Below are 19,790 nucleotides of genomic sequence, written 5' to 3' on the forward strand. Positions count from 1 at the left end.
GCTTTGCCTGGGGCAACCTTGTGAAGGATAGGCCAGCCGCCCTGCTCACACCGCGGGCTCCCGCCTGCCAATTGCCATCCGGACTGCGCCCCGAAAGGTGAGCCGGTTCCGCCGGGTCACCGCAACCACGGCGGCAATGCCCGCTACGAGGACAACGATCCCGCCCACCGCGACCGCCCATCGGGCGCCGAACTGGCTGCCGATCCAGCCGACCAGCGGTGAACCCACCGCGGTCCCACCCTGAAGGATGGCCAGGTACAGGGCCAGGACGCGGCCGCGGAACTGGGGCTCCACGGAGAGTTGGATGCTGGTGTTGCAGCTGTTCAGGAAGGTGATGGACGCCAGGCCCACGGGAATCAGGACGGCGGCGTAAACCCAGAACGTCGGCGCGACGCTGCCAAGGACCGTAAAGATCCCCAGCCCCAGCGCCCCGCCCAGCAGGAACCGCAGCCGGGGGCCGGATCGGCGCGCCGCGAGGAGGGCGCCTGCCAGGGTGCCCACGGCCATGATCGAGCCCAGGAGCCCGAATTCGCTGGGTCCCATGCTGAACTCTGTGGTGGCCATCAGCGAATTGATCACGGGGAAGTTCATGCCGAACGCGCCCAGGATGCCTACCAGGACCATGATCAGCATCAGGTCGGGCCTCCGGCGCACGTACCTGATTCCTTCGACGACCTGGTGCTTGTTCCGGACGCCCTTCCCGCCTGGGGCGGCCTGGGTGAGGCGGATCCTGAACAGCGAGACCAGGACGGCGGCAAAGCTCGCGGCGTTCAGAAGGAACACGGGACCGGTGCCCACCCAGGCGATGAGCACGCCGGCGATGGCCGGCCCCGTGAGCCTGGCGGTGTTGAAGGACGCCGAGTTCAGCGCCACCGCATTGGAAATGTTGTCCTGGCCCACCAGTTCGGACACAAAAGCCTGCCGGGCGGGCGCGTCCACGGCGCTCGCGACCCCCAGGCAAAACGCCGCCACGTAGGCGTGCCACAGCTGGGCCGTGCCGGTGACTACCAGGAGCCCGATGGCAAGGCCGGTGAACCCCATTGCCAGCTGCGTCCACATGAGGATGATGCGCTTGCGGTAACGGTCCGCCAGCACTCCGCCGTAGGGGCCGAACAGCAGCATGGGCAGGAACTGCAGGCCGGTGGTGAGGCCCACCGCAGCACCCGAGTGGTCGGTGAGGACGGTCAGGACCAGCCAGTCCTGGGCCACGCGCTGCATCCAGGTGCCGATGTTGGAGACAATCGCGCCGCTGGCCCAGATGCGGTAGTTGGGGTTTTCGAGAGCCCGGAACATTGCACTCATTTGCCGCTCATTTCCTGCATGATCCGGGCTGCGCGGCTGAGGACAAGCCGGTCTTCCTCGCTGAGGCCTGCCACGCGCTGGGCCAGCCAGGCGGTCCGCTGGCTTCGTGCCTCTGCCAGGACTGTCCTGCCCGCATCTGTGATGTCCACGCGGACCTGGCGGCCGTCGTCGGGATGGGTGCTCCTGGTGACGAAGCCCTGGTCCGCCAGCGCGTTGACGATCCTGGTCATGGACGGCGCCTGGACGTGCTCGCTTTGGGCGAGGGCCCGGAGCGTGCTGGGTCCGCTGCCGTTCAGGAGGGCCAGGACGGTGTACTGGCCGGGGGTGATGATCTCGCCGGTGGCTTCGACCCGGAGCCGGCGCGAGGTTCGCATGACGGCGGTGCGGAGATCGATGGCGAGGGTGTCCGGGGCGGTGGGATCTGCGGCTGGCTGGTTCTTCGTTGAGGTAGGGGACATATAAGCGGGTGCGCCTCCTGCATGCATCCTTAGCACTGCTAATTAGTTCTGCTAACTATTGTGTCCGAAATGCTTGCCCGTGGCAACGGTTTTGGGTGTGGCGTTGGCGACAGACTCAGGCAGAATAGGATCCGTGACTGGGGGCAGAGCTGACGGAAACCGAAAACCCGCGCTGACGTGGAAGAAGAAGCTGAGCCTGGCGGTGACCGTCCTGGTCCTCTGCCTGGGCCCCATCATGATCGGCGTGGGCAGCTTCATGATCAACGCAGATGCGGAGCTTGCGCGCACAGGCGTCCAGGCCACCGGGACAATCGTCCACTTCGACGACGTCGCCAAGGCCTCGAACCGCCGCATACAGGTTGACTTCGCGGCGGCGGATGATTCGGCCCACCGGACGTTCGCGGCGGTGGACCACGACCAGCACCCAGTGGTGGGCGACGAGGCAACGGTTGTCTATGCCGGTACCGACCCCGGCAGGGCGATAGTTCTCGGCTATCAGAGTGACGGTGTGTGGTTCCGCGGTGCGGGTGTTGTCCTGACCGTGATCTTTGGCGCGATAGGCCTCCTGGCCGCCGTTCTGGCGGGAGTTGGTGCGCTGCGCCGTTTCTTCCGGAGGCGCAGCCCTAAACGCGTCGGGTGAGTGGGGGCGTTACGGCTCTGGCTGCTGCGGCCCCATCGGCGTAGGCTCTGAGCACCATGACTGAACAGCAGCCTTATGAGTTGGTCCGGCGCTATCCGCACTTTGAACTCCGTCGGTATCCGGACTATGTCGTGGCCGAAGTGACGGTGGCTGCGGATTTCGACCGCGCCGGCAATGCCGCCTTCCGTTATCTCTTCAACTACATCAGCGGCAGCAACACGGCGCGCCAGAAGATCGCCATGACTGCGCCGGTGATTCAGGAGCAGGGGCCGCAGAAGCTGGGCATGACCACCCCGGTGCTGCAAAGTGGGCCGACGCCCGACAGCGAGAAGCCAGGCGAGTATTCGGTGGCTTTCGTCCTGCCTGCCGGAATTACGGCTGAAGATGCTCCGGTGCCCAACGATCCGAAGGTCAAGGTGCGGGCCGTACCAGGTTCCCTTGCCGCGGTCATGGGGTTTTCCGGTGGCGGCTCTGCGTCAGCCTTCCAGCGGCACAACACCGGGCTGCAGGCGGCTTTGAAACTTGCCGGGCTCACCCCGGTGGGAGCTCCCCGGTATGCCCGCTTCGACCCACCCTTCAAGCCGTGGTTCCTGCGCCACAACGAAGTCGTCCAGGACGTCGTCGGGTCCGATCCTGGCGACGCTGGGCCACGCGCCTGAGCGCACCGCAGGCAATCCCTGCCCACCTTTACAGGCTTTCCGGAAACTTCCGCTCGCGTTAGGCGTCTTCTTTCGTGACGTCCGGGCTGCTGGTCCGATACTTTCCCTCTGCCGCCGAAAAGCCGCGCTATGGCGTTTCCCTCGATTGCCAGGCGAGCGAGCAAAGTCAGGCGCATCCTAGCCTGTTAGCGTGCTCATCCCTTGTGGCAGCTTGAATAGAAGCCTCCTCCCACTTTGCCCACCCCTGTTGTTATTGCTGAAAGTTTACGATAGTTTCTCTTTGTGATGCAGGTCGCACTGGTGGGGAGCCCGCGGCCAACATGCCAACCAAAGGACGATGATGACCAGCGAGCAACGCACCCATACTCCCGAACACCGGCTTAAGCGCCTGCATGAGCGGCTTGGTGGTATCGCGTACGGGGGTGACTACAACCCGGAACAGTGGCCGCGCGCAGTGTGGGACGAGGACGTGCGCCTCATGAAGGAAGCGGGCGTCAACCTGGTCACCCTGGCCGTCTTCTCCTGGAGCCGGCTGGAAACGGCGGACGGCGTCTACGACTTCGGGTGGCTGGACGAGATCATGGACCTGCTGCACGCGAACGGCATCGGTGTGGACCTTGCCACCCCGGATGCCGTCCCGCCGGCGTGGCTGATCGCCCGGCACCCGGACATCCTTCCCGTCCTGGCGGACGGCAGCACCTTCGGCTTCGGCTCCCGCCAGCACTTCGACGTTTCCCACCCCGCCTACCGGGCAAAGTCTCTTGCGATGGCGGAGAAGTTGGGGGAGCGGTATGCCGCCCATCCCGCCCTGTGCATGTGGCACGTCAATAACGAGTACGGCCCGGTCTCCTACGGGCCGCACGCGGACCGCGCCTTCCGGGAATGGTTGCAGGCGAAGTACGGCAACCTGGACGAACTGAACCGGGCCTGGAGCACGGATGTGTGGGGCCAGGTCTACTCCGACTGGGCACAGGTTAACGCACCGGCCCAGCCCCGCACCTGGTCCAACCCGTCCCGGCGCCTGGATTACCACCGGTTCACCTCGGACAGCATGCTGGCGCACTACAAGGCCGAGCGCGACATCCTGCGCCGGCACACGCCGGACCTGCCGGTCGTCACCAACTTCATGCGCTTCTACAAGAACAACGACTACTGGGCCTGGGCCGCCGAGGAAGACGCCGCGGCGCTGGACATTTACCCGGACCCGCGTGAAGAAGACGCCCACGTTGCCGCCGCCCTCAACTTCGACCTGATGCGCTCACTGCGGAAGGGCCAGCCCTGGCTGGTGATGGAACAAGCCACCGCAGCCGTCAGCCAATGGTCCGTCAACGTCTCCAAGCTCCCCGGCAAGATGCGCCTGGGCTCCTACCAGGCAATCGCGCAGGGAGCCGATTCCATCCTCTTCTTCCAGTGGCGCCAGGCCAAGGGCGGCACCGAACGCTTCCACTCCGGCATGGTCAACCACGCCGGGCCGGACACCCGCGTATTCCGGGAGGTCTGCGAACTGGGCCGCGAACTGAAGAACCTGGCAGGAATCACCGGCGCCCGTTCCACTGCCAAAGTGGCACTCGTCTTCGACTGGGACTGCTGGTGGGCCCTGGAACTGGGCAACTCGCCCCGCTCGGACCTGAACTACGCGCAGGAAGTCCTCCGCCTGTACCGGCCCTTCTTCGACGCCAACATCACCGTGGACTTCGTGGACACTTCCAGCGACCTCAGCCGGTACAGCCTGGTTGTCCTGCCCGCGAGCTATCTCCTCACCGACGACGCCGCACGGAACATCGAGGAGTACGTGGCCGGGGGCGGCCGCCTGGTGGCCAGCTATCTCTCCGGCATCGTGGACCAGGACAACACCATCCGGCTGGGCGGCTACCCGGGCGCCCTCCGCAACGTCCTGGGCGCGTGGAGCGAGGAGCTGCACCCGCTCGCCGCGGAGGGCGAGACAGTAAAGCTTTCAACGGCCGACGGCGGCACGGCCTCAGCTGGGTACTGGACTGAGCACCTGCACACCACCTCGGCGGACGTGCTGGCCAGCTACGCCTCGGGCAGGCTGGCCGGCTCGCCGGCCGTGACCCGCAACAGCTTCGGCCGCGGCACCGCCGTTTACCTCTCGGCCAGGGTGGACAACACCTTCCTGGAGGAACTGCTCGACGCCGAACGGACTGCTGCCGGGATCCGCCCGGAACTGGACGCCCCGCTGGGAGTGCAGGCCCGGCGTCGTACGGGCGACGGACGCAGCTACCTGCTGGTCCTCAACCACAACGACGCACCCGCCCGGGTGGACGTCGGGGCAGGCGGCACGGACGTGCTCACCCGGACCCGCATCACCGGGGCCGTGGAACTTGCCGCCAACGGGGTCCTGGTCCTGGAAGAGGCAGCTGAAGAACACGTACGCACACACGCAGAAACCGGCCGGTAGGAGGCAGTTATGGCCATGCGATTGGAAGTACCTCCCGAGGCGGTCACCGCAGACCAACCCGGCAGCAAGGAAAAACCCCGGAACAAGCCCGGCGGCTGGAAGCTGGCCATCAAGCGCGACTGGCGGCTCTATACGCTGGTGCTGCTGCCGTTGGCCTACTTCGCCATCTTCCGGTACCTGCCCATGGCCGGCAACGTCATCGCGTTCCGGCAGTTCCAGCCCGGCGGCAGCATCTTCGGCGAGAAGTGGGTGGGGCTGAAGTACGTCACCCTGTTCATCAACGACCCCAGCTTCTGGCAGGCATTCCAGAACACCATCATCCTGGGCGTGCTGACGCTGCTGTTCTGCTTCCCCATGCCCATCATCTTTGCGCTGATGCTCAACGAGCTGCGCTCGCAGAAGTTCAAGAAGTTTGTCCAGACCGTGGCGTACCTGCCGCACTTCATGTCCGTGGTGATCATCGCCGGCATGATCCTGCAGAACTTCTCCATGACCGGCACGGTGAACCAGATCGCCAACACGGTGTTTGGCACCACAGTGAACTTCACGCAGGACGCGGCCTGGTTCCGGCCCATGTACATCAGCTCCGAGGTGTGGCAGACCATGGGCTGGGGCGCCATCCTTTACCTGGCCGCACTGACCCGGGTGGACGAGTCTCTGTATGAGGCTGCCCGGATCGACGGCGCCAACCGGTGGCAGCAGACCTGGCACGTGACCCTCCCGGCCATCCGGCCCACCATCATCACGCTGCTGATCCTGAACATCGGCACGTTCATGGCCGTGGGCTTCGAGAAGATCCTGCTGATCTACAACCCGCTCAACTACCAGACCTCGGATGTCATCTCCACCTACCTGTACCGGGTTGGCCTGGAATCCTCCAACTTCAGCTATGCGGCCGCGATCGGCATGTTCGAATCCGTCATCGGCCTCACGCTGATCCTCTCCGCGAACGCCATTTCCAAACGGCTCGCCGGAACGAGCCTGTGGTGAAAGGGGCCACCGTGAAAGGGACCGCAGTGAAAGAGCCGGCAGCGAAAAACGGCCAGGTGAAAGAGGGCCCGGTGAAACCGGCACGGAAGGACACCGGAGTCCTGGTCAAGGACATGAAGGTGTCCCGCAGCATGCGGGTGTTCCGGGTGGTGAACCTGGCCTTCCTGCTGGTGGTGGTGTTCCTGACGGTGTACCCGTTCCTGAACATCCTGGCCCAGAGCTTCTCCAGCGAAGGGTTCATCAACGCCGGCCAGGTCAACCTGTTCCCACTGGGGTTCAACACCGAGACCTACCAGTTGATCCTGGCGGACCCGGTGTTCTGGCGGAATTACGGCAACACCGTCCTGTACACCGTGGTGGCCACGGCCATCTCCATGGTGCTGACCACCAGTTTCGCCTACGCGATTGCCAAGAAGGAGCTCAAGGGCCGCAGCGTGTTCATCGGCATCGCCGTATTCACCATGTTCTTCAACGGGGGCCTGATCCCCAACTACGTGCTCATCACCTCGCTGGGCATGCGGGACACCCTGTGGGCTGTAGTGCTGCCCAACGCCATCAGCGTCTTCAACCTGCTGATCATGAAGTCGTTCTTCGAGAACATGCCGCGGGAACTGGAGGAGGCGGCCGCCATCGACGGCCTCACCCAGTACGGCGTCCTGTTCAAGGTGGTGCTGCCGCTGAGCAAGGCCATCGTGGCCACCATGGTGCTGTTCTACGCCGTGGCCAACTGGAACTCCTGGTTCCAGGCGTTCCTCTACCTGGACAACCCGGACCTGTTTCCGGTGACCATCTACCTCCGCAACATGATTGCCGGCGTCACCACCGCGGGCTCCGCCGGCGGCACGGCCGAGAACGTGGGCCAGATTGCGGCCAACATCCAGTCGGTGACCATCGTGCTCACCGTCATTCCCATCCTGTGCGTCTACCCGTTCGTCCAGAAGTACTTCTTTTCGGGCGTCATGCTCGGCTCCGTCAAGGAATAACCCGTTATGAAAGGAAAACCCATGATCCGCAGACGAGACTTCCTCGGCCTGTCAGCGCTCGCAGCCTTCGGCCTGGTGATGGCCGGGTGCGACTCAGATTCCGGCAGCAAGGTGGACACCTCAAAGGCCCGCAACGGTGCGATGGACAGCTTCGGCGTGGGCGACACGTTCAAGGCGACGGCGCCGCTGAGCTTCACGTTCCTCTTCAGTGACCAGCCCACCTACCCGTACAAGAAGGACTGGCTGCTGTTCACCAAGATGGCCAGCGACAACAACGTCACGCTGCAGCCCACCATCGTCCCCAGCAGCGACTACGAGCAGAAGCGCAGCCTCCTGATCAGCTCCGGCAAGGCGCCCGAGATTATTGCCAAGACCTACCCCGGCCAGGAGAGCGCCTATGTGTCCTCCGGCGCGGTCCTTCCGGTCAGCGACTACGTGGACCTCATGCCCCACTACCGGGACAAGGTCAAGAAGTGGAAGCTGGAGCCGGAGATCGCCGGCCTCACCCAGGCGGACGGCAAGTACTATGTCCTCCCTGGCCTGCATGAGGAGCTGTGGCCCGACTACACCCTGGCGTTCCGCACGGACGTGCTGGAGAAGGACGGCATCGCCGAGCCCAAGACCTGGGACGAGTTCCGCGAGGTGCTGCGCAAGCTTAAGAAGAACCACCCGGACGTGGTGCCTTTCTCCGACCGCTTCAACGGCAACAGCGTGCTCAACATTGCCGGCACAGCCTATGGCACGGTTGCCGGTTGGGGCCTGGTGGACGGGCTGACCTTCGACGACACCAAGAAGGAATTCACCTTCGGCTCGGCCTCCAGCCAGTTCAAGGACCTGGTGACCTACTTCAACTCCCTGGTCTCCGAGGGCCTGATGGACCCGGAAAGCTTCACCCAGAGCGACGACGCGGCCATCCAGAAGTTCACCTCCGGGAAGTCGTTCGTGATCAGCGCCAACTCGCAGAACATCATTACCTACCGCACGTCCATGGAGCAGTCGCTGGGCAAGGGCAACTTCGCGGTCCGCAAGATCACCGTCCCGGGCGGCCCCGCGGGCGACGTCATCGGCGGTTCCCGGCTGGAAAACGGCATCATGCTCAACTCGTCCGTCAAGGACAAGGACAGCTTTGTTGCGCTGATGCAGTACATCGACTGGCTGTTCTACAGCGACGCCGGCCAGGAGTTCTCCAAGTGGGGCGTGCAGGGCACCACGTACAACAAAGAGGGCGGCAAGCGGGTCCTGGCCAAGGACATCAACTTCCAGGGCCTGAACCCGGCCGGCACCAAGGACCTGCGTGTGGATTACGGCTTCTCCGGCGGCAACTTCTCCTACGGCGGCACCACAGACCTGTTGCAGTCCACCTTCAACGACGAGGAACTGGCGTTCCAAAAGGCCATGAAGAGCAAGACGCCCAAGCCGGTGGCGCCGCCGGTGCCGTTCAGCGACGCCGACCGGGAGCAGGCCACGCTGACGCTTACCCCGCTCAAGGACCACGTCAAGCAGAACACGCTCAAGTTCATTACCGGGCAACGGCCCCTCTCCGAGTTCGATGCCTACGTCAAGGAGCTGGACAGCAAGGGCATGGGCAAGTATGTAGATTTGGCCAACAAGGCGTACAAGGCCTACGCGGACAAGAAGTAGGGCGGACGACAGGGGCACCTGGCCTGCCGCGGTGACCGGAAGGCAGATGGTGGATCAGAAGAAGGCGGAGTACGGTGCCGGCCCCCTGTTCAGGGCGGCCGGCACCGTGGCGGGCGTGATGACGGGCTCTGCCCTGCTGGTGCTTGCCAATGTGCTGCCGGTGGCGGCACTGCTGGCGGCCCCGTTCACTGGGTTTTGGCTGGTCCTGCCGGCGCTCGTTCCGGCCGGTCCCGCCCTGGTGGCGTGCACGTACGCGTTCAACCGGATGCTTGGCGGGCATGAGGGCCAGGTGTACCGGGACTTTGTCCGCGGCTACAGGATGAATGTGGGCCAGGCCCTGCAGGTGTGGCTGCCGTACCTGCTGGTCCTGGCCGTCATTGCGGTCAACCTCGCGGGGCTGCCGTCGCTCGGGCCGGCCGCGCCGGCGTTCCGGCTGGCATTGCTGGTCCTCGCACTGCTCGTGGCCACCGCGGGCCTGCAGGCGCTGCTGTTGCTGTCCCGGTTTTCGTTCCGGACCCGGGACCTTCACCGGCTCTCCCTGTACAGCTTCAGTGCCAGGAAGCGGGCCTCACTGGGCAACGCCGGCATCCTGTTCGTCACCGGCACCCTGCTGCTGATGACCACCACGTACTTGCTGCCGCTGCTCGCCGGGGCAGTGGTGTTCCTGGTGTGCCTGAACTCCCGCCCGCTGCTGGTACTGGTTGAGGAGAAATTCACGGCCTAGCCGGGCACGGACAAGAAGCCCGAAGGCCGCGCCGGAAATTCCGGCGCGGCCTTCGGCTCCCGGTTGGCTAGCTCAGCGTCACTGTCACCGGTGTCAGCATCTCCCGGTCAAAGCCCACCACGCGGCGCCCGCCGTGCAGGATGAGTTCGTGGGTGTGGATGTCCTGGCTGCTGGATGTCGAAACGTGCAGCTTCACCAGGCCCGGGGTCACCACCCGTTTCAGGTCCACTCCGGTGAAGGACGTCCGGTCCGCGTGCACCGTGAACTCCACCCGGGCCGATGCGCCGGCAGCAAGTTCCACCCGGGCGTAGCCGATCAGTTCCCGGACAGGGCGGACCACCTCGCCTACCGGGTCCTCGAGGTACAGCTGCACCACTTCCGCCCCGTCAACCGGGCCCGCATTGGCCACCGTGCATCCCACGGTGACGGCGCCCGACGTCGTTATGGTCGGCTCGCTGGCCGTATGGCAGGAATATTCAAAGGTCGTGTAGGACAGGCCATGGCCAAAAGCGAACAGCGGCGATGGGTCCAGCGCGCTGACGCCGGAGGGCCCGGCCAGGCGGCTGTGCAGGTAGGTGCCGGGTTGTCCGCCGGAGGTCCGCGGCACGGAGACGGGCAGCTTGCCGGAGGGGCTCACAGCCCCGGTCAGGACGTCCCACAGCGCCTCGGCGCCCTCCTCGCCCGGGAAGAACCCCTGGACGATTGCCCCGGCCCTGCCTGCGAAGTCGCCCAGGGCGTAGGGCCGGCCACTGAGGACCACGACGACGGTCCGCGTCCCGGCAGCGTTGGCCGCGGTGAGGACCTGTTCCAGCATGCGGTGCTGGTCGCCGGGGAGCCGCAGGTCGGCGGCATCGTTGCCTTCGCCGGAGGTACCGCGGCCAAAGAGGCCCGCGTTGTCACCCACCACGATCACGCAGGTATCCACGACTGACGCGATCCGGGCGGCCTCCAGGATCTGCTCCTCGCTGATGGCCTCGCACGTTCCCGTGGCCGCGGTCCGGATGTGGCCAAAGCGCCCGGCCGCAGCACCGGCCACGGTGGGAACCCGGATGCCCATGGGCACCTCGGGATGGGACGCGCCCACGTGGGCGTCAAAGGAATAGCAGCCAAGCATGGCGAACGGGTCCTGCGCCAGCGGCCCCACGACGCCCAGCGACGCCAAAGCCGCCGCAGGCAGCGGCAGGCTTGGCGCGTCGTCGTGCGTCCTGTTGGTCAGCAGCACCAGTGACTGTGCCGCGATCTCCCGGGCCAGTGCCCGGTGGGCCGCCGGGTCAAGGTCGATGGCGCCGGCAGCCAGGGCCGGGGGAGCGGGGTCGAAGCCCGGCGAGAGCAGCCCGGCTTCCTGCTTCTGCCGGAGCACCCGCAGGAGTGCAGTGTCCACCAGGGATTCGGGGACCTCGCCGGAGCGCACGCGCTCAAGCAGGGGCGTGCCGTAGCAGTTCACCGTGGGCAGCTCCACGTCGACGCCCGCTGCCAACGCGAGAGCTGCAGCCTCCCCGGAATCGGCGGCGATACCGTGCGTGGCGTTGAGGAACGCGATGCCGAAGTAGTCCGCCACTACTGTCCCGGCGAAGCCCCACTCGTCGCGCAGCAGGGAGGTCAGCAGGGCGCGGTTGGCCGCGGCGGGGACGCCGTCGGTGTCAGTGTAGGCGTGCATCACGGAGCGGGCCCCGCCCTCCTTGATGGCCAGCTCGAACGGAGGCAGCATCACGTCCGCGAGCTCCCGGGGGCCCATGGAGACCGGCGCGTGGTTCCGCCCGGCGCGTGAGGCGGAGTAGCCCACGAAGTGCTTGAGGGTGGCCACGATTCCTGCCGCTTCCAGCCCTTGGACGTAGGAGCTTGCCACGGTGCCCACCAGGTAGGGGTCCTCGCCAATGGTTTCCTCCACCCGGCCCCAGCGGAGGTCGCGCACCACATCCAGCACCGGTGCCAGGCCCTGGTGGACGCCAAGTTCCCGCATCTGGGCGCCTATCAGGCCAGCCATCCGGCGCACCAGTGCCGGGTTGAAGGTGGCGCCCCATGCCAGGGGTACGGGAAAGGCCGTTGCTTTCCAGGCGGCCAGCCCGGCAAGGCATTCCTCATGCACCTGCGCGGGGATACGAAACCGTGAAGCGGCCATGATCTGCTCCTGCGCGGCGGCCAGCCGGCGCGCCCCTTCGAGCGGCTCCAGCGGAACCGTCCCGTACATGCGGGTGATCTGGCCAAGGCCTGCCGAGATCACGTCGTCCCAGGAGCGGGCGTCGCCGGCCATCTCATTCTGCAATGGGGCCACCGAGTCGCCCTCAGTGGAAGCATTCACCCACACACCCACCAGCTGGGCCAGCTTTTCCTCCAGCGTCATGTGCCGCACCAGCTCGTCGATGGAAAGGCGTTCGACGGCGGCAGCGGGCTCATCGCCGGCCGGGGGCGGGGTGAAAGCTTGCTTTTCGGCGGCACCGCTGGTCACGGGCGTCTCCTAGGATCGGAAGAAGTTTCTAAGAAAGTATCAGAAACTTATGTTTAGTTTCTAGGTGCAAAAGCCTTGACTCTGGAATTAAAACCTTCCTACGGTTGGAGCAAGGCCCGGACTATGGCGTCGCGCATCAGCCGGAAACTTCGACTTGGGTACAGAAAGTTTCTCGCGATGTCAGGGTAGCCCCGGGTCAACCGCAGCCCTGGCATACAGAACGCCGGATGGCGCTGCGGCAACAACTTCACGGCAATACCTTCACTGCAACGACGGAGAGAACATGCAGACGTACAAAGTGGCCATAGTGGGCACCGGTGGGATCGCTGCCGTGCACGCGGACAACCTGGCGCGGACGGGCGGCCGCGCCGAACTCGTGGCCGCCTGCGACGTGGACCAGGGCAGGCTGGATGACTTTGCCGGTAAACACGGCATCCCCGCCACATACCTCACCCTGGCCGAACTGCTGGCAGGAGCCAAGCCTGACATCGTCCACCTCTGCACCCCGCCCATGTTCCACATCGACCAAGCCATCGAATCCCTGGAGGCTGGTGTCCATGTTCTCTCCGAGAAGCCCCCGGCCCTCAGCCTGGCGGACTTCGACCGGCTGGAAACGGCGCAGGCCACGGGCGGCGCCCAGTTCTCCTGCGTATTCCAGCACCGGTTCGGGGACGCATCCGCCGCGGCCAGGCACCTGATCGGAGGATCGGAATTCGGTCGGCCCCTGGTGGCCCGGTGCGACACCCTCTGGTACCGTCCGGACAGCTACTGGGATCTGCCGTGGCGTGGCACCTGGAACGCCGAGGGCGGTGGACCGACCATGGGCCACGGCATCCACCAGTTCGATCTGCTCCTGCACCTGATGGGTCCCTGGGAGGAGGTGACCGCGGTTGCCGGACGGCAGGCGCGCGCCACATCCACTGAGGACCTGTCCGCCGCCCTGGTCCGGTTCCGCAGCGGCGCGGTGGCCACCATGATCAACTCGCTGCTGTCGCCACGGGAAACCTCGGACATCCGGATTGACTGCGAGTACGCCACCGTGGAACTGAGCCACCTTTACGGCTACAGCATGGACAACTGGACCGTTACCGGGGCGCCCGGCCACGAGGACGAGGTCACCGCAGCATGGACATCCCGGCCCCTGGAACAGGGCAGCGGCCACTCCGCGCAGTTCCTGGCCATGTATGACGCTCTCGACGCCGGCCGTCCCCTTCCAGCCGGCGCAGACTCAGCGAGACAGACGCTGGAGCTCGCTGCCGCCATTTACGCCTCCGCCTTTACCGGGCAGCCGGTACGCCGCGGACAGATCGTTCCCGGCCATCCCTTTTACGGCGGCATGGACGGCGACGGCCTGGGCACCCGCGTCCTGGACGCCACGGCCCTGAACCGGACCGCCGTCGATACCGCCGTTTGATTTCCACTTCCAAAGGACCCTTCGTGACCACATCTTCAGCCACCGCTCCGTCTCCCGTCTCCACCGCCAGGCTCAGCTTTGAGGATGACGGCACCGCCCTCACCTTCACCGCGGACGGACGCCCCATCGCCACCTATACCTACAAGCCGACCGACGACCAGTACGAAAGCCCGCGCCCGTTCTTCCATCCGCTCACCACCCTGGGCGGCGATGAGGTCACCATTTCCCGTCCCTGGGACCACGTCTGGCACAAGGGGCTGTCCTGGGCGCTCCCCAACGTAGGGCCGCACAACTTCTGGGGCGGGGCCACCTATACGCGGGCCACGGAATACGCCAACCTGGACAACAACGGCGCCATGACCCACGAATCCTTCACGGGAATCGACCAGTCCGGCACGGGCATCACTGCGTCTGAGTCACTCACCTGGACGTCCCAGGAAGGAGGGCCGGTCATTGCGGAGAGCCGCCGGTTCAGCATCCAGCTCCTGGAGGACGAGAGCGCCGGCGGTACCGCCGGCGCCTACGCCATACTTTTCGAATCAAGGATGAGCAACGTCTCCGGCACGGACCTCCGGATCGGCAGTCCCACCACCGAAGGGAGGGAGAATGCCGGCTACGGCGGCCTCTTCTGGCGCGGTCCCCGGTCCTTCACCGGTGGAGAGTTCCGCAGCCAGGACGCCACCGGGACCGATGAGTTCATGGGCACCCGGTCGCCGTGGATCGCCTTCACCGGCAAGCATGACGGCACCTGCCGGTCCTCAACGATCGCGTTCGTGGAGGACAGTTCCAACCCCGGGGCGCCCAACCAATGGTTTGCAAGGTCCTCCATGTTCGCCTGCCTGGGCTCGGCACCATTTTTCAGTGCGGAAGTGCCGCTGCGGGAGGGCTCGCCGCTCACCTACCGCTATGCGGTGGTGATTGCCGACGGCGGAGTGGACGCCCCGCGTGCCGCGGCCCTGGCCTGTGCCGCAGAGGCGGCGCTCCGCAGCTGGCGGTGAGCGTGGTTTCTTCGTTCCCGGGTGCCACCGGCCTTTCCGAGATCAGCGTCTACGACTGGCCCGGGGCCGACGGAGCAGCCGGAGGGTCACCGCACCTGCACACGGCGTCTACCGAAGCGTATGTGGTGCTTGAGGGATCCGGCCGGCTGGAAACCCTGGACTCACGCGGATTCACATCCAGTCCGCTGGAACCGGGAGCGGTGCTGTGGTTTACGCCCGGCACCGTGCACCGCGCCATCAACGACTCGGGCGACCTGAAGATCCTGGTGGTGATGCAGAACGCCGGACTTCCCGAACATGGCGACGCTGTGATGACTTTCCCGCCGGAGCATCTCGGGGACATTGACCGCTACCGACGCGCAGCCGCCCTGGAGCACAAGGATGCCGACGCCGGACTGGCGGCCGGAGAGGAAGCCGCCCGCCGCCGTCGTGATCTGGCTTTGGAAGGGTACTTCGCGCTGAAAGAGGCTGTGCGGGTCTCCGGGCCGTCAGCACTTGCGGGGTTCCACGCGGCGGCGGCCCGGCTGGTGTCCCGCAGCACCGCAGCGTGGGCCGACATGGTGGCAGCGGGAGCCGCCCGGCAGGCCGAACTTACGCGGCAGCAGCTTGCTTCCCTCGACATGGCAGAAAGTTTCCATCTGGGGAACGCGCGAACTACGATGGGAAAACGGGAAAACCGCAGAATCTACGGCATGTGCGGCCGGATCCAGACGTGGGAACTTTCCGATAACTAGCACCGGGCGCGTCCCGGGTGAAAGGGCGGTTCCGGTGGTGAGCAAGCAGGACACCAGGCGAGCGACGATCAGCGAGATTGCCCGGGAGGCAGGAGTTTCCGTTCCCACGGTGTCCAAGGTGTTGAATGGGCACGCGCATGTGGCGGCGGAGACCCGGGCGCGGGTGGAGGAAATCATTGCCAGGCGCGACTACGCTCGGCGGCCCGCCAAGCGCAGGCAGAAGGCCGGACTGGTGGACCTGGTGTTCCCGGGCCTGGGTTCAGAGTGGGCGCTGGAAATCATCGAGGGCGTTGAACGGGTGGCGCAGGATGCCGGGTACGGGACTGTCGTCAGCAGCCTGAGCCTGGACGGCTCGCGCATCCGGCCCTGGCTGGCGAACCTCGCCGAGCGGAAATCCGACGGCCTGCTGATGGCTGTGTACCAGTTGGATGCCAAGCAGATCCAGCGTGTGAAGTCCCTGGGAATACCGGTAGTGCTGATAGATCCCGTGGGACAACCCGGGCCGGACCTGACCACCGTGGGGGCGGCCAACTGGGAAGGCGGGTACTCGGCAACAGAGCACCTGCTGCAGTTGGGGCATAGGCGGATCGCCATGATCGGAGGCCGCGAGGACCTGCAGTGCAGCAGCGCCCGCGAGGACGGTTACATTTCGGCGCTGCGCCGCGCAGGCATTGCCCTGGATCCGGCTTTGATGGTTCCGGGCGACTTCTCCATTGAGGCGGGCGAAGCTGCCACCCGGAAACTGCTGGAACTTCCGGACCCACCCACGGCGATCTTCACCGGCAACGACGGCCAGGCCCTCGGTGCCTACCGGGCTGCGCGCGCTGCCGGCCGTCGCATTCCGGAAGACTTGTCCATCATCGGTTTTGATGACATTCCGGCGGCCGAATGGATCGAGCCCGGCCTGACCACCATCCGCCAGCCCGTAGTGCAGATGGCCGAGACTGCAATGAGGGCGCTGCTCCGCCATCTCGATGGGGACGAGGAACTGCCCCAGCGCATCGAGCTTGGCACGGAGCTGGTGGTGCGGGGCTCCACGGCCCCGCCGCCCGCGAAGTAGCACCCCATCCCTGACGGTTCATCCTTGGGTTTTGTGGGCGTCCCGGATGTCCTGCCGGGTCTGTCCCTGCATCACCCAGCGGTTGCCGTCGGGATCGCTGAAGTAGGCGAAGAGCACGCCGCCCAGATCCTGGATCTCGCTGATGTCAGCGCCGCGACGGACCAGCTCGCCCCGCACCGCCGTGATGTCCGGAACTACCAGCTGCAGTCCCTCCAGGCTGCCCGGCGCCATGGTGGTCATGCCGGTGCCGATGACCACGGACGCGGCCGAGCCCGGGGGAGTCAACTGGACCACGCGCATGCCTGGGATGTGTTCCACATCGTGGTCCAGGACGAAGCCCAGTTTCTCGGTGTAGAACGCTTTGGACCTGTCCACGTCGGAGACCGGAACCTGTACAACTTCAAGGCGCATCTGCATGCGGGCCACTCTAGCTTCGCGCCGACCTGGGGGAACGGCACCAGCGGCGATCATCGGGCCGTGGCTTGAATTGTTAAGGGTTGGGACCAGATTGCGACGGGCTTTCCTCAAGGTCCCATCAAGACTGGCTGAAGGTTAGCTGAGGATGCCTTAAGGAACGGTTTCCGGCGTCTGATGGGGCATACGCTCGTCCACGACGAGTTTTGCCGGGCTTAGCAGCAGGCCCGGCAAATGCGGGGGCGCCGTCATCCGGGCCCCGTCCAAATGGGGAAAAATGTCCGATTATCAAACCCCTTTCGGGTTTACTTCTTCTGCCCCGGCACCGAAGCCGCCGCGGAACCCGCGGGTTTCAACTTTTGTTGTTGCCGGCATCACCGCTCTGTTCATGTTTCTCGGAGCATTAAGTGGCGGCCTTGGCGGTGCCCTGATGTTCCTGGGAATTTCGATCGCGCTTACGGGCCTGTACGTCATCCTGACGGGACGGCGCTCCTGGGCCTGGCTGCCCGCGAAACGCAAAGCGGGCGCGTTCGCGATCGCCGCATCGTTGGCGCTCTTCACCGCCGGTGCGGTCGCGCTGCCGCGTGTTGCCGGCGCGGACCTTGAAGCCGCGTCCTCGGAGAGCACTGCCAAGGTCCGGCCCGCGGGTGCGAGCCTGACCGCAACAGCCAAGGCATCGCCGTCGTCCGCGCCAACTTCCTCGGCTCAGGAATCCGGGGAACCGCTGGACCCGGAGAAACCGTATGCCCTGGCCGCCGGCGTCACCGCGGCTGCGCCGAATCAGCAACCTGCCTACGCCACGAACGCCATCGACCTGCTGGCCACCCTTGCCATCAAGGGCCGTGCGCCGAAGACGGGGTATGACCGGGCCCGGTTCGGCCAGGCATGGGCGGACGTGGACCGGAACGGTTGCGATACCCGCAATGACATCCTCAAGCGGGACCTCACCGATATCGCGTACACGAACAGTGTGGCGTGCAAGGTGAAGTCGGGTACCCTGACGGATCCTTACACCGGCACCACCATCAGCTTTGTCCGCGGCTCGGCCACGAGCAGTGCCGTGCAGATCGACCATGTGGTGGCGCTGAGTGACGCCTGGCAAAAGGGTGCGCAGCAGCTCACGCCGGAACAGCGCATGGCGTTCGCCAATGATCCCCTGAATCTGCAGGCCACCGACGGGCCCACCAACATCAAGAAGGGCGACGGCGACGCGGCCACCTGGCTGCCGCCAAACAAGGGCTTCCGGTGCGAGTACGTTGCGCGGCAGATTTCGGTGAAGGCGACGTACAGGCTGTGGGTCACCCAGGCCGAGCACGACGCGATGGCCCGGGTCCTTGGCGACTGTTCCGGTCAGCTGGCTCCGACAAACCAGCAGGCTCCGGTTGTTGCCGAACCGGCACCCGCAGCTAACGCTCCGGCTCCGGCTCCGGCTCCGGTTGCGCCGTCGCCCGTTGCTCCCGCACGTGCTGGTGTCTACTACGCCAACTGCACGGCCGCGAGGGCAGCCGGAGCTGCCCCGCTCTACGCCGGCCAACCGGGCTACCGATCAGCGCTGGACCGCGACTCGGACGGCATCGCCTGCGAGTAGGCGGCTTCCGCCCGGCATCGCCCGGGCCCCAATGTTCACCACCATCACATGCATTCCTAGGGGGAATTATGAAAGAACAGTTCAGTACTGCCGCCGGCAGGTTGAAGAAGACGCTGGCCCTGGCAGTTCTGGCCGGGCTCATGTTGACCGGTTGCGGCGGCAAGCAGGCTGCGACGCAGCCAACGGCAACTGCAACGGCAACCTCTGTTTCGGCAACGACAGACATGGTCACGGTTCCGGGTGTTTTGAACCTGACGCTGGATAAGGCAACGGACCAGCTGGAGAAGCTCGGGTTCAAGGTTGAAGCCGCGGACACGGCGCACGGCAAATCAATCGATATAAAGAAGAACTGGCAGGTCATGTCCCAGGACCCTGCCTCCGGTGCACAGGCGCCGAAGGGGTCCCCCGTGCGCCTGGGCGTCAAGAGCCTCGATGACCTGGCTGCGGAGAAAGCTGCTGCCGACAAGGCGGCAGCTGACAAGGCTGCAGCCGAGAAGGCCGCTGCTGCAAAGGCCGCAGCAGACAAGGCGGCAGCGGATAAAGCCGCCGCTGATCAGGCAGCCGCTGCAAAGGCTGCCACGGACCAGGCGGCTGCCGACCAGGCAACCGCTGCCCAGCAGGCTGCTCAAGCTCCGGCACCCGCCCCTGTCTCCGTTCCTGCTGCGCCCGCGGCTGCTTACTACGCCAACTGCACGGCCGCCAAGGCTGCTGGCGCTGCGCCGCTGTACAGGGGGCAGCCGGGTTACCGCTCCGCGCTGGACCGGGACGGTGACGGAGTGGCCTGTGAGCGTTAGTCCAGTCCGATAGAACTGGGACGAGCCGCGGATGCTTCCAATTTGGGGGTATCCGCGGCTCGCTCGTCTTCGGCCCGCTTCTCGGCAGGGAGGGCACATCTGGAGGAGGAAGGTAGTCGGGCCCATGTGCTGCACCACACATCTGAAAATATTGGCGGTGGAAGCCCCGTAGGAAGCTCCACGGCCTTGTACGCCGCTGGATTTCGCGGATCTAGCACCTTGGACAGCCGATTTGCGGTTGGGCGTGGGTGCGGGTATTGTTTTCTGAGTCGCCGCCGCTGATGCGGAAAGATAGCGGCCAAACCCCCTTCTTGAACGGCCTGGAAAATGGTTCGCTTTTGTGGCGTGCTGTTGTGGGTGGGGGCTGGTTCTTCACGGTGTGACTGCGGAAAACGTGGTTTGCAAAGCCGGGTGGGATCGGGTAAGTTTGGAAAGTTGCTCCGGAGCGATCCTGAACGTTGGTTTGGGTGGTGCCGGGTGTGTCTGTTGTTTGAGAACTCAATAGTGTGCCAAGTTTGTTGATACC

General features: G+C 65.5%; 18 protein-coding genes. 13 read left to right on the forward strand and 5 right to left on the reverse strand.

Translation table 11 applies throughout. The features are described 5' to 3' along the window. Positions 1–45 precede the first annotated feature (45 nt). Positions 46–1,302 carry an MFS transporter gene (locus AB0313_RS17075; RefSeq protein WP_307311561.1) on the reverse strand — a complete coding sequence of 419 codons (1,257 nt, stop codon included), beginning with the start codon at positions 1,300–1,302 and terminating at the stop codon, positions 46–48. Then, entirely contained in the window at positions 1,299–1,760 is a 462-nt protein-coding gene (locus AB0313_RS17080) for a MarR family transcriptional regulator (RefSeq protein ID WP_366306985.1), read from the reverse strand. The genes AB0313_RS17075 and AB0313_RS17080 overlap by 4 nt, the downstream gene beginning before the upstream one ends. A 133-nt stretch (positions 1,761–1,893) precedes the next feature. On the opposite strand from AB0313_RS17080, the gene AB0313_RS17085 reads away from it, so the two are divergent. The 7 genes from AB0313_RS17085 to AB0313_RS17115 all read left to right on the forward strand — a co-directional run bounded on the left by AB0313_RS17085 (position 1,894) and on the right by AB0313_RS17115 (position 9,816). Continuing rightward, the gene (locus tag AB0313_RS17085) at positions 1,894–2,400 is read left to right on the forward strand and encodes a DUF3592 domain-containing protein (protein WP_366306987.1); all 507 of its coding nucleotides are present in this window, start codon (positions 1,894–1,896) and stop codon (positions 2,398–2,400) included. Positions 2,401–2,456: 56 nt separating this feature from the next. Beyond that, positions 2,457–3,059, forward strand: a complete 603-nt coding sequence (locus tag AB0313_RS17090) for a heme-binding protein (protein WP_366306989.1) — start codon at positions 2,457–2,459, stop codon at positions 3,057–3,059. Between the two features lie 340 nt (positions 3,060–3,399). After that, complete coding sequence (locus AB0313_RS17095) at positions 3,400–5,478, forward strand: beta-galactosidase (RefSeq protein ID WP_141943255.1); 2,079 nt, start codon at positions 3,400–3,402, stop codon at positions 5,476–5,478. Positions 5,479–5,487: 9 nt separating this feature from the next. Beyond that, the gene (locus AB0313_RS17100) at positions 5,488–6,468 is read left to right on the forward strand and encodes an ABC transporter permease subunit (RefSeq protein ID WP_141943253.1); all 981 of its coding nucleotides are present in this window, start codon (positions 5,488–5,490) and stop codon (positions 6,466–6,468) included. A 113-nt stretch (positions 6,469–6,581) separates the two neighbouring features. After that, positions 6,582–7,451 carry a carbohydrate ABC transporter permease gene (locus AB0313_RS17105; RefSeq protein ID WP_307312548.1) on the forward strand — a complete coding sequence of 290 codons (870 nt, stop codon included), beginning with the start codon at positions 6,582–6,584 and terminating at the stop codon, positions 7,449–7,451. Positions 7,452–7,457: 6 nt separating this feature from the next. After that, positions 7,458–9,092, forward strand: coding sequence for an extracellular solute-binding protein (locus AB0313_RS17110; RefSeq protein WP_366306991.1), 1,635 nt, complete (start codon positions 7,458–7,460; stop codon positions 9,090–9,092). A gap of 46 nt (positions 9,093–9,138) precedes the next feature. Then, positions 9,139–9,816: a DUF624 domain-containing protein gene (locus AB0313_RS17115; protein ID WP_366306993.1), complete on the forward strand. Its 678-nt coding sequence runs from the start codon at positions 9,139–9,141 to the stop codon at positions 9,814–9,816. Between the two features lie 67 nt (positions 9,817–9,883). Here AB0313_RS17115 and AB0313_RS17120 read toward each other — a convergent pair whose 3' ends face one another. Continuing rightward, a complete protein-coding gene (locus tag AB0313_RS17120) occupies positions 9,884–12,262 on the reverse strand; it encodes a glycoside hydrolase family 3 N-terminal domain-containing protein (RefSeq protein WP_366306995.1) in 2,379 nt (792 codons plus the stop codon). A 283-nt stretch (positions 12,263–12,545) separates the two neighbouring features. Here AB0313_RS17120 and AB0313_RS17125 point away from each other — a divergent pair, with 283 nt between their 5' ends. Genes AB0313_RS17125 through AB0313_RS17140 form a run of 4 tightly spaced genes read left to right on the forward strand, consistent with a single transcriptional unit; the run spans position 12,546 to position 16,468 of the window. Beyond that, complete coding sequence (locus AB0313_RS17125) at positions 12,546–13,676, forward strand: Gfo/Idh/MocA family oxidoreductase (protein WP_366306997.1); 1,131 nt, start codon at positions 12,546–12,548, stop codon at positions 13,674–13,676. A 23-nt stretch (positions 13,677–13,699) separates the two neighbouring features. Beyond that, the gene (locus AB0313_RS17130) at positions 13,700–14,674 is read left to right on the forward strand and encodes a PmoA family protein (protein WP_366306999.1); all 975 of its coding nucleotides are present in this window, start codon (positions 13,700–13,702) and stop codon (positions 14,672–14,674) included. A gap of 2 nt (positions 14,675–14,676) precedes the next feature. Then, complete coding sequence (locus AB0313_RS17135) at positions 14,677–15,408, forward strand: cupin domain-containing protein (protein WP_141943245.1); 732 nt, start codon at positions 14,677–14,679, stop codon at positions 15,406–15,408. A 34-nt stretch (positions 15,409–15,442) separates the two neighbouring features. After that, positions 15,443–16,468 carry a substrate-binding domain-containing protein gene (locus tag AB0313_RS17140; protein ID WP_307312533.1) on the forward strand — a complete coding sequence of 342 codons (1,026 nt, stop codon included), beginning with the start codon at positions 15,443–15,445 and terminating at the stop codon, positions 16,466–16,468. Between the two features lie 18 nt (positions 16,469–16,486). Here AB0313_RS17140 and AB0313_RS17145 read toward each other — a convergent pair whose 3' ends face one another. Further along, positions 16,487–16,885 carry a VOC family protein gene (locus AB0313_RS17145; RefSeq protein WP_141943242.1) on the reverse strand — a complete coding sequence of 133 codons (399 nt, stop codon included), beginning with the start codon at positions 16,883–16,885 and terminating at the stop codon, positions 16,487–16,489. Positions 16,886–17,159: 274 nt separating this feature from the next. On the opposite strand from AB0313_RS17145, the gene AB0313_RS17150 reads away from it, so the two are divergent. Together AB0313_RS17150 and AB0313_RS17155 are read left to right on the forward strand one after the other, a co-directional pair. Then, positions 17,160–18,470, forward strand: coding sequence for a DUF1524 domain-containing protein (locus AB0313_RS17150; RefSeq protein WP_366307002.1), 1,311 nt, complete (start codon positions 17,160–17,162; stop codon positions 18,468–18,470). 68 nt (positions 18,471–18,538) lie between these two features. Continuing rightward, positions 18,539–19,264, forward strand: a complete 726-nt coding sequence (locus AB0313_RS17155; RefSeq protein ID WP_366307004.1) for an excalibur calcium-binding domain-containing protein — start codon at positions 18,539–18,541, stop codon at positions 19,262–19,264. A 211-nt stretch (positions 19,265–19,475) separates the two neighbouring features. Here the strand turns inward: AB0313_RS17155 and AB0313_RS17160 are convergent. Beyond that, on the reverse strand, positions 19,476–19,790 hold a 315-nt coding region (locus AB0313_RS17160; RefSeq protein ID WP_366307006.1), incomplete at its 5' end, for a hypothetical protein.

The organism is Pseudarthrobacter sp. NPDC080039 (assembly GCF_040702335.1).
Classification (GTDB): domain Bacteria; phylum Actinomycetota; class Actinomycetes; order Actinomycetales; family Micrococcaceae; genus Arthrobacter; species Arthrobacter enclensis_A.